This is a genomic window from Lysinibacillus sp. FSL K6-0232, from assembly GCF_038008325.1.
Taxonomy (GTDB): domain Bacteria; phylum Bacillota; class Bacilli; order Bacillales_A; family Planococcaceae; genus Lysinibacillus.
Window position 1 is genome coordinate 2,350,393 of record NZ_JBBOYW010000001.1, and the last position, 12,368, is coordinate 2,362,760.

Consider the following 12,368-nt stretch of genomic DNA (forward strand, 5'->3'; position numbering starts at 1 on the left):
ATGAAGATTAGTTTTTTATCACCTGCGTTTAATAGCGAGCAATGGATTGTCACCATGCTAGACAGTATTCCGAAAGAATATGCCTATGAAATCATAGTGGTGGATGATGGCTCTACAGATAATACATTAGCCCTTTTACAAGACTATCAAAAAAACTGTGCAGCCTTAAAAATCATTGTCCATCCAACAAATTTAGGCGCGAGTGTTGCTTATAATCGCTGCATTGCAGAGGCAACAGGTGATTATATAGCGATTATTGATAGCGATGACCATTATTTACCTGCTATTCGCAATGTATTAGCACAAGTCGATGGTACGTTTGATATTTACTACTATAATATGCTTATTAAAAACGGCTACGCATTTATTAAAGATGAATCCAACCGCTACTCATTGCCTGGACAATTTAAAATTATTCGCAGAAGCTTTATCGGTGATGCTGCATTTACAATACGTAAGGATATTGCTGGGGATTGGGACTTTAATCGTGCTCTGATGGATAAAAATCCAATATGTAAATATACAAATGAACTCGCTTATTGGTACAACTATCCACGGGAAAACTCAGAATGCGATTTACATCAAAGAGGGTTGAAATAGCATGTGGGAGGTGTCATCCAGCATACGATGTTTACAAATAAAATTTTACTGATTACTGGCGGTACTGGCTCTTTCGGTAATGCGGTCTTACAGCGTTTTTTAAATACCAATATAAAGGAAATTCGTATTTTCTCTAGAGATGAAAAAAAGCAGGATGATATGCGAAAGCTTTACCAGCATTCTAAAATAAAGTTTTATATTGGGGATGTGCGCGATATTGAAAGCATTCATCATGCCATGTATCAGGTTGATTTTGTCTTCCATGCGGCAGCCCTAAAGCAAGTTCCCTCCTGTGAATTTTTCCCTTTAGAGGCTGTTAAAACAAATATTTTAGGAACAGAAAATGTCCTAACAGCTGCGATTCAGGCTGGCGTTCAAAAAATTATTTGTCTCTCTACTGATAAGGCTGCCTATCCTGTAAATGCGATGGGCATCTCCAAAGCAATGATGGAGAAAACATTTATTGCAAAATCAAGAATGGTAGACCCTAAGCAAACCTTAATTTGTGGCACAAGGTACGGCAATGTGATGGCTTCTCGCGGCTCTGTTATTCCGTTATTTATCGAACAAATTAAAGCTGGTCAGCCTTTAACCATTACAGAACCTCAAATGACACGCTTTATCATGAGCCTTGATGAGGCAGTCGAATTAGTGTTATATGCCTTCGCTCATGCCCAGCACGGCGATATTATGGTACAAAAATCGCCTGCCGCTACAGTGCAAGATTTAGCACAAGCTTTACTGGAGATATTCCAGGCAAATAATGCGATTCAAATTATTGGCACACGGCACGGTGAAAAAATGTATGAAGTATTATGTACAAAGGAAGAAGCTGCAAAAGCGAGAGATGTAGGTAATTTTTATCGCATTCCCGCAGATAATCGAGATTTACATTATGGCAAATACCTCGATGAAGGCTCCCCTAAAATATCATTAACGGATGAATATAATTCCAATAATACACAACTATTAAGTATCGCTGAGCTCAAAGAAAAATTAATCAAGCTGCCACTTATTCAACAGGAGCTTCTTCACTGGATGGGAGGAAAACCATGAAATTTTTAGTGCTTGGTGCTACAGGCATGGCTGGTCATATGATTGCTATATATTTATGTGAGCAAGGGCATCATGTTACCACCTACTCCAGAACAGCCTTTCCCTATGGCAACAATATTGTCGGCGATATTACAGATCGTCAATTTTTACAAGCGCTCTTAGCAACTACCGATGCTGATATTGTTGTTAATTGTATTGGTATGTTAAACAATGCCTGTGAACAATATCCTGCTAAAAGTATTTTTTTAAATAGCTATTTACCCCATGCCATTGCCGCTCACCTAAAAGATCGCGAAACAAGGCTAATTCAGCTTAGTACCGATTGCGTTTTTTCGGGAAAAGCCGCCCCCTATTATGAACAAAGCACACGGGATGGAGAAACCTTTTATGATCGTACAAAGGGCTTAGGGGAAATTGATAACAACAAGCATTTAACATTCCGCAACTCTATTATTGGCCCTGATCTACAAAAGGATGGCATCGGGCTGTTTAATTGGTTTATGCAGCAGCATGGCTCCATTAACGGCTATACAGGTGCGCTTTGGACGGGCGTTACCACACTGACCTTGGCAAAAGCGATTGAACAGGCTGCCAAAGAAGGTTTAACAGGACTCTATCATTTAGTCCATACAACAAATATTTCAAAATATGATCTTTTACAATTATTGAATCAATATTTTAGAAACAATACCATCAATATTCTTCCTGATCCACTTATCAATGTCGATAAAACATTAATCAATACAAGACATGATTTCTCCTTTGTTGTTCCTAGCTATCAAGCTATGATTGTAGAGATGAAGGACTGGATGCTACAGCATAAAAATTTATATCCTCATTATCATAAACGCCATGATATATATTAATCGTGGCGTTTTATTGATTCCATCACCGTGCCCTTAGGCAATTGCCCATCCTTTAGCCAATGTTCAACAAAATCATTGAAAAAGGCAGGCTTCGCTAACGACACACCGTGACCAATATTCCCCAATATTACCCCATGACAAGTAGGATGATGCTGAAGCAATGCTTTGGCGGATTTTTTCATTATGCTTTTTTCTTGAGCGCCCACTGTAATTAAAATTCCTCCCTGTGCTTTATGGAAATTGGGTGGAATAGAAAACGACATATTCTCTTGCAGGATTTGCAGCAATACCTCCACATGCATAGTGGAGCTCTCATGATAATAGCGTTCAAAATAACGGTCATCAATATATAAGGCTTTCGCTTGTAGCTTAGCAAATGCTTTATTTTTAACAAGTGGAAATGTTAGTTGAATCACTGGCTGCATAAGCCTTGTCATAGTAGGTGAAGGGATCACAAGTGCGCTATTAATCATCGTAAAATCGCTGACATTCGGCTTTATACTAAGCATTTGAATAGCAATTTGCGCACCTAAGGAAAAGCCAATCACAATAACTGTTTTGCCATTTGCCTTTTCTTCAATTAACTGTACAAGCTTGTTGGCACAATGCTCAATGGAAAATGGAGCTACTGATAAAAGCTCTGGTACAATACAGTGATAGTTGGAAAAATGCTGCACTTGTTTATCCCACATCCATCCCCCTACGCCACCTCCATGAATAAACATCATCAATGGCTTGTTGCTATTGCCATATTCCTTATAATTCATGATCTTGCCATCCCCTTTTAGTGATGATCGTCTAAAAAATCTTTACTAAAGCTTGTTTGAGATTGATAGGACGAACGCTTGCCAAGATCGACACCCCGCTGAATCATGCCCTTACCAAAGCGTTCCTCTATTTCATCCACAATTTTTAAAATCGGTTCATCCTTTACATGCTCCTGAAAATTAAAAATGGATAACTGCTGTGAATAATCTTTGCGGTCAACAACATTGGAAATAGTAACACCAAGTAATCTAACAGGTGTTTCATCCCAATGCCTATCAAATAATGCACATGCAACAGGAAAAATATCCTCAAAACGGTAAAGGACATTGGTCATTGTTTTTGAGCGTGTATGATTTTGCCAATGAGCATCCCTGATTTGAATGCTCACAGTGGAGCCTGCTAAACGCTTCGCATCTAGCCGCTCTGCTACTTTTTTACATAGCCCTTCAATCGTTTTATGCAATGCGCGAATATCTGATACATCTTCAGGCAATGTTGTAGAATTGCCTACACTTTTTGTATCAAAAATAGCCTCTGGGTCTACTGCACGGTCATCAATGCCATTCGCCCTTGCACGAAGGCGCACACCATTTTTTCCCAACATTTGCTTGATAGTATACTCATCCGTTTGCGCTAAATCACCAATGGTAAATATGCCATGTGCATTTAATTTTTTCGCTGTGCTTACACCAATACCATGCATTTTTACTACCTCATCTGGCCACAGCAGTTGTTCCAGGTCACGTATTCGCAAAATGGTAATGCCCATTGGCTTTCTACGATCAGAAGCCGTTTTCGCTAAAAATTTATTTGGAGCAATGCCTATGGAGCAAGGTAAATCAAGCTCTGTTAAAATACGCTGCTGTATTTCCTGGGCAATACTAAGGGCATGTCTTTCCTTGCTTAATGCCGTCACATCCATATAGCCCTCATCAATCGAAACAGGCTCCACTAAATCTGTATAGCTACGAAGAATGGTAAATATTTCTTTTGAGGCTGCACGATACTTTGGAAAATCAGGTGGCAGTAGCAATAGCTCAGGACATTTACGTTGTGCCTCATAAACCGTCATAGTCGTATAAATGCCAAGTGCCCTCGCTTCATAGGAGCAGGTCACTAAAATACCACGCCGCTCCTTTGGATTGCCAGCTATGGCAAGGGGCTTGCCCTTTAAGTCAGGATGATGTGCCTGCTCCACAGAGGCATAAAAGCTATTCATATCCACATGAAAAATAACGCGCCCTTTATGAGCCATTTGCTTCACCTCTTTTCTGCTATACATTTATTATACGTCAGCCTTCCGTTAATCAACAAACGCATAATCCCCATTGCTCTCAAGTATATCCTTTAAGATGATTAATGCTTGCTCAAGCTGATGCTCAGGTGCTGTAATCGCTAAACGAACAGCATTGACAGGCTTGGCATTACCTACAGCAAAGCGCTCTGCTGCATATACCTGTACCCCTGCCTTGGCAGCCAGCAATTCAAATTGCACACCTGTAAATTGCTCAGGCAATAGCAGCCATCTAAAAATACATTCCTCATCACCTAAAATATGATAATCACCTAAATAATGATTGACCAGTGCATTTTGCTGCTTTGTGTAGGTGCGATGTTTCTCTAAAATTGTTTGTGCTACTCCCTCATGAATTAATCTTACTGCAAGCTCTAGCATAAGTGGTGAAACCGAAATATTAATATTATAAAGGGTTTCCATAATTTTTTTACGATAGGCTGGCGGTGTCACAATAAAGGACAAACGCAAGCCTGGTGAAATCGTTTTTGATAGACTGGCAATATAAATGACCTTTTCTGGTGCATAGGAAGCAATTGGAGCGATCGCCTGCTCCTTTAAAAAGCTATAAATCGCATCCTCAATCACAATTAAATCCTTCTGCCTTGCCACCTCTGCAATCATTTGTCTTGTTGCCACAGACATTGTATGGGTTGTTGGATTATGAAAGTCAGGAATCACATAGATGCCCTTAATATGTTCATTTTTACAGGCATACAATAGCCCCTCCCTTGTCATCTCACCATTTTCTTGCTGAATGGCGACAAGCTGAATACCAAGCATATTGGCAGCCGTTTTAATGCCCGCATAGGTCATAGGGTCTGTGCCAATGCGGTCACCTGCCTGAAATAATGCCGCCAGCGTCCCAACAATCGCATTTTGCCCTCCTGACCCAAGCAAAATAGGCTGATTAGGTTGGAAATGAATCCATTCAAAAAGCTTCATCACTGCCTCCTGCTGCCAAGCATTGCCCTCAGGACGTCCATATTGAAACAGCTTGCTCACACTAGGCTCATTTAACATTTTCTTCATAAAGCGTGTAATATCCTCATTGGCAAAATTATCAGGTAGCACAGAGCCCATTTCAATCATAGGTGTTGTATGATTTGCTGGTAATAATATTTTATTGCTTGCTGCATCCGCTGACACAAATGTACCACTACCAATCGAGGCATAAATAAGCCCTTTTTGTCCACATAGCTTAAAGGCTCGTGTAATTGTGCTTAGATTGACATCTAAAAAATCAGCCAATTCACGTTGTGGAGGCAGCTTTGTCCCAGGTAGTAGCTTGCCATCCTTAATATCTTGCTCAAGCTGTTGTGCGATGGCTATATATAATGGTGCTGAACTATTGCGAATATCAGGCTTCCAGCTCATTGGGTATTCATCAAATGAATTAATTGGCATGCGTTAAGCTCCTTTTTTTAATTTGCATACAATCTTTAATTGTCTTGCATACAATGATAATATTGTATGCACACGATGACAATGATATAATTTTTAAAAAATCAGAAAAAAAGGACCGATAATTATGCAATATTCAGAAAGAATCTTAAAGACACCATCCTCATTTATTCGAAATATTTTAAAAGTAACTGATGCAGAGGATGTTATTTCCTTTGCAGGGGGACTTCCAAACCCTATCTCGTTTCCAGTAGATGCACTAAAAGCATCTGTAGATCATGCGATTACAGCAAATGGTAGCCGTGTATTCCAATATGCTTCTACACAGGGCTATGCGCCATTACGTGAGTATATTGCTACTAAATATCAGCAATTACACGGCTTAGATGTACATGCTGATGATGTATTAATTACAACAGGCTCACAGCAAGCACTAGAATTGATTAGCAAGGTGCTAATTAATAAAGGCGATGGCATTGTCATTGAGGAGCCTGGCTACTTAGGGGCTATCCAAGCTTTTACATTATGTGAGCCAACTTTCCATGGTGTTACACTTGAACATGATGGTCTTAATTTAGAGGAGCTAGAACAAGCACTGCAACAGCCAAATGTGAAAATTTTGTATACTGTGCCAAATTTCCAAAATCCAACAGGGCTTACATACTCAAAGGAAAAACGTCAGCAAATTTGTGAAATCGTCGCAAAATATGATGTTGCTTTAATTGAGGATGATCCATATGGAGAATTGCGCTTCCATGGCGAAACACTGCCATATATCGGTGCTGGAAAATTAGAAAATAGTATTTTACTAGGTTCTTTCTCAAAAACAGTTACGCCTGGTATGCGACTTGGCTTTATTATTACGAAAAATAAAGAGCTATTGCAGCATATTGAAACAGCGAAGCAAGCCTCTGATTTGCATACAAATATTTTCTCACAGTATGTTATCTATGATTATTTAGCGAATAATGAGTATATGGAGCATGTACAAAAAATTATTGCTTTATATAAAAATCAGGCACAGGCGATGCTGGATGCAATGGAAGAATTTTTCCCTGCACATGTAGAATATACACGACCTGATGGGGGCATGTTTATTTGGGCAACAATGAAAGATGGCACACCAGCCCTTGACGTTTTCTATAAAGCAATGGAGCAAAAGGTTGCCTTTGTGCCAGGCGATCCATTCTACACATCTAAAACAAACGTGAATACAATGCGTTTAAACTATACAAATGCTACACCTGAAGTTATCCGTGAAGGCATTCAACGTTTAGCAACTATTTTATAAAAAACAAAGCCGTATAAACGCTTTTTACAGCGCTTATACGGCTTTTGCTTGTAAGCTATCCGTCAGTTCTCAAGTTCTATCCGTCACATTTAACTTTCTATCCGTCACTTTCCGCCCCGCTACTCAATCTCCTAGCAAAACACCTCCTCTTGCTTCTCCGTTAATTCAATTTCAAAGCCCAAGTCCTCTAACATACGATAATCACTATTTTCCTCCTGTCCCGCTGTTGTTAAGTAATCTCCTACAAAAATACTGTTAGCAGCGTAAAGGCCGAGTGGCTGTAGGGAGCCGAGATTAATTTCACGTCCACCAGCGATACGGATTTCCTTTGTAGGATTGATATAACGGAACAGCGCTAATACTTTTAAGCAATAGCGTGGATTTAAGTCCTTTGTTCCCTCTAGCTTTGTGCCATCAATGGCATTTAAAAAATTCACGGGAATCGAATCTGCATCTAATTGATAAAGCGCGCGAGCAATATTAACAACATCCTCCTTTGTTTCCTTCATCCCAATAATCGCACCTGAGCAAGGTGAAATGCCATGCTTTTTCACAATTTCCACCGTGTTGACACGATCCTCATATGTATGGGAGGTTGTAATAAAGGAGTGATGGCGCTCCGATGTATTTAAGTTATGATTGTAGCGATCCACACCCGCTTCCTTTAATTGCTGTGCTTGCTCCTCTTTTAATAAACCAAGGCAGGCACAAACCTTTAAGCCATACTTCGCCTTAATTTCAGCAACAGCCTCGCTTACGACATGAACATCCTTACGTGTTGGCCCACGCCCACTTGCTACAATGCAATAGGTTCCAATTTTATTGTCAAATGCCTGCTTTGCCCCTGCTAAAATTTCCTCCTTTGTAATAAAAGGATATTTTTCAATCGGTGCAGTTGAGCGAGAAGACTGGGAGCAATAGCCGCAATCCTCAGGACAGTAGCCACTCTTCGCATTCATAATCATATTGAGCTTGACCTTTTTGCCAAAATAATGGCGACGAATGGCAAAAGCACCATCCATAAGCTGTAACAGCTTATCATCCTCACTATTTAAAATCGCAAGTGCCTCCTCATTGCTAATCACCTTCCCAGCGATGACCTCTTGTGCTAATTGTAAATAATTCATATCATGTTCTCCCTTTCCATCTGTGAAATTTTCAGCGTTCTTGCTGATTGGAATACTTTATACAATCGTTCAGCTAATAACGCGGATGTAACAGCTAAGCAAAAATCAGCGACAATACTGCCTAAAAAGCCGACAGCGAACACATGTGACCAGCTTGTTTTCATATCTAACCAAAAATTCAAGGCTATATATAAATACGGCACAGCTACCGCATAAATAATGATAAGCCCTACAATGGTTGCCCCAATAAAATGCTTTTTCGTAGGTGTCTGCACTCTTTCAATGAGCCAGCCAATACAATAGGCAGCAAGCGCAAAGCCAATCAAATAGCCGAATGTTGGCTGTAACACATAGGTGATGCCACCCCCTTGCGTAAATACAGGCAGTCCCACTAAGCCAACACCTATATAAACAAGTTGACTAGATAAAGCATTACGGCTTCCTAGCAAGCAGCCCGCTAAAAATACAAACACAATTTGTAATGTAAATGGAACGACAGGTAATGGAATTTTAATAAATGCGCCAATAGCCGTTAAAGCGGCAAACATCGCAATCATCACAAGTGCCAATGTAGATTGTCGTTTAACCAAAATACTCCCCCCGCTCCTGGAAAAATTGTTCGATGGCTTCTTTTGCAGTAGCAATCATCATATGCATGTCCTCTTCTGAAATAATATAAGGTGGCATAAAATACAAAACATTGCCAAGTGGACGTAATAATAACCCCTTTGCTAAGGCATACTGATAAATTTGATAGCCTATGCGCTCCCTGCTTGCAAATGGCTCCTTTGTAGCGCGATTCGCCACAAGCTCAATCGCCCCAACTAAGCCCAGTTGTCGATATTCACCCACATAAGGCATCTCACTAAATGCCGCCATTGCTAGCTCTCGCATCCATTGCCCTTTTTCTTGAATCATCGCGATTACATGCTCTTCTTCAAATATCGTCAATACTTCAAGGGCAACACGACATGCTAGTGTATTGCCTGAATAACTATGAGAATGTAAAAATGCTTTCATTGTGCCATAGTCATCGTAAAAAGCGTGATAAATTTCATTTGTTGTTACTACCACAGATAATGGTAAATAGCCACCTGTCAAGCCCTTTGATAAACACATAAAATCAGGTGTAATATCCGCCTGCTCACAGGCAAATAATGTACCTGTACGTCCAAAGCCAACCGCAATTTCATCTGCAATCAGATGTACACCATACTGTGTACACAATGCTCGTAAACGCTTTAAGTAAACAGGTGGATACATTTTCATGCCCGCCGCTGCTTGAATCAGTGGCTCAATAATAACAGCCGTAATGTCCTGATGATGCACTTTTAGCTGCTCCTCTACAAACTGACTGCACGGGGCATGACAGCTTGCTGGCTCCTCTTGGAATGGACAACGGAAGCAATCTGGTCCTTTAGCGCGTACCGTATCTAACAGCAATGGCTGGTATATATCATTGTAAAGTCCAACGCCTCCTACAGATAAAGCACCAATCGTTTCGCCATGATAAGCATCTGTTAACGCCAGAAAACGCTTCTTTGCCGATTTCCCTGTTTGCCTATGATATTGGAAGCTCATTTTTAAAGCTACTTCAATTGCGGATGAGCCATTATCTGCAAAAAATACTTTCTGTAGCCCTCTCGGTGTTAAAGCGACTAATTTTTCAGCTAAGCGAATAGCAGGCTCATGTGTAAAATTAGCAAAAATCGTATGCTCCAATGTAAAGGCCTGCTCACTCAATGCCTGACTAATGCGCGGATTGGCATGTCCAAAAAGATTGACCCACCAAGATGATACAGCATCTAAATAACGTTGCCCTTGCTCATCATAAAGCCATACACCTTGCCCTTTTGTAATAACAATCGGTGGAAATGTTTCATAATCCTTCATTTGTGAGCATGGATGCCAAACATACTGCAAATCTCTTGTCTGTAAATCAGTGAATAGTTGATTCATATGCATAAAGCCTTTCAAATAATGATGTTGTTTTAATCGCATATGCTACTAATTGTGCACTGTCCTGTAGTGATGGAATAATAGCATATGGGACAGGGTGATAGGTCAAAATGGTGTTGATATTATCCTGCTCTAGCACGCTACCTGTATAGCCATTAAAGACAATACCAAGCACCTCAATTTGCCGAGCTTGCAATGCCTCCATCGTTAATAATGTATGATTAATTGTGCCAAGAGCTGTTCTTGTCACAAGCACAACGGGTAGCTGACTACGGACAATTACATCGAGAAAAGTTGTTCTCTTCTCACTATCTAAAGGTACAAAAAGTCCACCAGCTCCCTCGCATATGACAACCTCATAGGATTGTTGTAGTTCTTCGATATGCTGTAACAGCTTATCTACTTCAATTTGCTGCCCCTCCAGCTGTGCAGCAAAATGTGGTGATGCTGCCTCCCTCAAGGAATAGCTATTTAGGTGCTCCTCCTTTAATGTTTGTAAAGAATACTTTTGATACATAGCGGTATCCTCATAATAGCCATGTCCATTTACACAAACCTCACCTGTTTGCACTGGCTTGTATGGTATAACCTGTAAATACTCCTGCTGCAGTTGACGCATTAACAATGTCGTAACAACCGTTTTACCGACATCCGTATCGGTTCCTACAACCCAAAAATGCATGGTTAACCTCCCCCTCTTTTTAAGTTAACTTATTACAACAATTAAGTTAACACATATATTTTTATTTTGTAAATGGCTATTCTGCATTTTGTTGGCTAAGCATGAACTGATTTCTATGAAAATAGCCGTGATTTAAAGGATTTTTCATTATTTTTGTAGTATTACAATGACATGGGGGTGGTTTAGATGTTTGGTATTTTTAAAGAAACAGAGAAAACCATAGATAGCTATGAGCAAATGCATACTATTTTAAAATCTTTTCTTACCTATGAATTAAGAGCATTGCCTAATCGCTATGAATTTTGGTATCGTGTAGCTATTCGTCAGGAGGAATTGCGAACATTACAAGCAGCACATCGAGCAAAAATTTCAATGACCTCTGCGGTTGGGCGCTTTCATCAAGCCCAATATGAAAGCATCACACAACAATTAGCCAAATTAGAGCGTTTGGCAGATGTCTATAAAATGTTTTGTATAGAGGAAGAGCGTGGAACACTGAACCATCGGCTACATTTTCACAAAGAAGCTATCGCTGCCTTATATGAGCATACGCAGCAAAAGGAGCTTTATACGTATTGTGATGCCGTCCAGCAGCAATTTTGGGAGGCTGTCCGCGAAGACCTTCTCGATGCTGTTGCCTATCTCGACTGACAGACATAGAATGAAAATGACAAGCTTCTAAACGACTGGACGTCACCCTAAGTATGTGCTGAATATTTTCTATGCTTTTAGCTATCTATGGATTATTTTACTAGAGAATGAGAGGAACCTATTATGATACCTTGGATTATAGCGGCGGAAATTGCCTTTTGGATTGTGATTATTCTAGGGCTAATTAGCCGCTATGTACTGAAAATGCCAAAGTTAAGCATTTTCTTCTTTGCCTTAACACCTGTTATTGATTTAGTCCTAATTATCTTGACAACCATTGATCTAAAAAGAGGGACACCTGCCTCGGCTTCTCATGGCATTGCGGCGATTTATATCGGCGTGTCCATTGCATATGGGAAAACAATGATTGCATGGGCAGATGAAAAATTCCAACAATGGTTTTTCAAAAAGTCAAAAAAGACACCACTCACTGGCAAGGCGAAAGGCCTTCACGAAGTCAAGATGCTTGTGCGCCATATTGGTGCATTTGCCATTGGTGCTGGCTGCTTATACGGAATGACTCAATTTGCTGGTACTGCTACCGATACATCTCCCTTGCTGCAAATAATGAAAACCTGGGGCATTGTTTTAGTGATTGATGCCATTATTAGCTTGTCATATGTGATTTTTCCGAGTCGAAAATAGTATCCTCCTTTTCTATATCATCATT

At 40.1% G+C, this 12,368-nt stretch carries 13 protein-coding genes; 6 read left to right on the forward strand and 7 right to left on the reverse strand.

All coding sequences use genetic code 11. The features are described 5' to 3' along the window. From MHB42_RS11465 to MHB42_RS11475, 3 genes are read left to right on the forward strand one after another with little or no spacing between them, the layout of a single operon-like run. Complete coding sequence (locus MHB42_RS11465) at positions 1-600, forward strand: glycosyltransferase family 2 protein (RefSeq protein ID WP_340806273.1); 600 nt, start codon at positions 1-3, stop codon at positions 598-600. Positions 601-627: 27 nt separating this feature from the next. Further along, entirely contained in the window at positions 628-1,656 is a 1,029-nt protein-coding gene (locus MHB42_RS11470; RefSeq protein ID WP_340806274.1) for a polysaccharide biosynthesis protein, read from the forward strand. Further along, positions 1,653-2,522 carry an SDR family oxidoreductase gene (locus tag MHB42_RS11475; protein ID WP_340806275.1) on the forward strand — a complete coding sequence of 290 codons (870 nt, stop codon included), beginning with the start codon at positions 1,653-1,655 and terminating at the stop codon, positions 2,520-2,522. Before MHB42_RS11470 ends, MHB42_RS11475 begins: the two co-directional genes overlap by 4 nt. Here MHB42_RS11475 and MHB42_RS11480 read toward each other — a convergent pair. The 3 genes from MHB42_RS11480 to MHB42_RS11490 are packed head-to-tail and all read right to left on the reverse strand — an operon-like array spanning position 2,519 to position 5,991. After that, positions 2,519-3,289, reverse strand: a complete 771-nt coding sequence (locus MHB42_RS11480; RefSeq protein WP_340806276.1) for an alpha/beta fold hydrolase — start codon at positions 3,287-3,289, stop codon at positions 2,519-2,521. The two genes, MHB42_RS11475 and MHB42_RS11480, sit on opposite strands and share 4 nt — an antisense overlap. 17 nt (positions 3,290-3,306) lie before the next feature. Further along, complete coding sequence (locus MHB42_RS11485; RefSeq protein WP_340806278.1) at positions 3,307-4,545, reverse strand: DNA polymerase IV; 1,239 nt, start codon at positions 4,543-4,545, stop codon at positions 3,307-3,309. Between the two features lie 48 nt (positions 4,546-4,593). Beyond that, positions 4,594-5,991 carry an aminotransferase-like domain-containing protein gene (locus MHB42_RS11490; RefSeq protein ID WP_340806280.1) on the reverse strand — a complete coding sequence of 466 codons (1,398 nt, stop codon included), beginning with the start codon at positions 5,989-5,991 and terminating at the stop codon, positions 4,594-4,596. A gap of 124 nt (positions 5,992-6,115) precedes the next feature. On the opposite strand from MHB42_RS11490, the gene MHB42_RS11495 reads away from it, so the two are divergent. Then, complete coding sequence (locus tag MHB42_RS11495; RefSeq protein WP_340806282.1) at positions 6,116-7,279, forward strand: aminotransferase-like domain-containing protein; 1,164 nt, start codon at positions 6,116-6,118, stop codon at positions 7,277-7,279. A 131-nt stretch (positions 7,280-7,410) separates the two neighbouring features. Here the strand turns inward: MHB42_RS11495 and bioB are convergent, their stop codons facing one another. The 4 genes from bioB to bioD are packed head-to-tail and all read right to left on the reverse strand — an operon-like array spanning position 7,411 to position 11,047. Then, positions 7,411-8,406 (reverse strand): biotin synthase BioB, encoded by a 996-nt coding sequence (gene bioB, locus MHB42_RS11500; RefSeq protein WP_340806283.1) that lies wholly within the window; start codon positions 8,404-8,406, stop codon positions 7,411-7,413. Continuing rightward, positions 8,403-8,996 carry a biotin transporter BioY gene (locus MHB42_RS11505; RefSeq protein ID WP_340806285.1) on the reverse strand — a complete coding sequence of 198 codons (594 nt, stop codon included), beginning with the start codon at positions 8,994-8,996 and terminating at the stop codon, positions 8,403-8,405. Before MHB42_RS11505 ends, bioB begins: the two co-directional genes overlap by 4 nt. After that, positions 8,989-10,365 carry an adenosylmethionine--8-amino-7-oxononanoate transaminase gene (gene bioA, locus MHB42_RS11510; RefSeq protein ID WP_340808581.1) on the reverse strand — a complete coding sequence of 459 codons (1,377 nt, stop codon included), beginning with the start codon at positions 10,363-10,365 and terminating at the stop codon, positions 8,989-8,991. The genes MHB42_RS11505 and bioA overlap by 8 nt, the downstream gene beginning before the upstream one ends. After that, the gene (gene bioD / locus MHB42_RS11515) at positions 10,346-11,047 is read right to left on the reverse strand and encodes a dethiobiotin synthase (RefSeq protein WP_340806287.1); all 702 of its coding nucleotides are present in this window, start codon (positions 11,045-11,047) and stop codon (positions 10,346-10,348) included. The genes bioA and bioD overlap by 20 nt, the downstream gene beginning before the upstream one ends. Before the next feature lie 186 nt (positions 11,048-11,233). Between bioD and MHB42_RS11520 the strand changes: the two genes are divergently transcribed. Further along, positions 11,234-11,698, forward strand: coding sequence for a hypothetical protein (locus tag MHB42_RS11520; protein WP_340806288.1), 465 nt, complete (start codon positions 11,234-11,236; stop codon positions 11,696-11,698). 123 nt (positions 11,699-11,821) lie between these two features. Further along, a complete protein-coding gene (locus tag MHB42_RS11525; protein WP_340806289.1) occupies positions 11,822-12,343 on the forward strand; it encodes a hypothetical protein in 522 nt (173 codons plus the stop codon). The last annotated feature ends 25 nt before the right edge of the window (positions 12,344-12,368 follow it).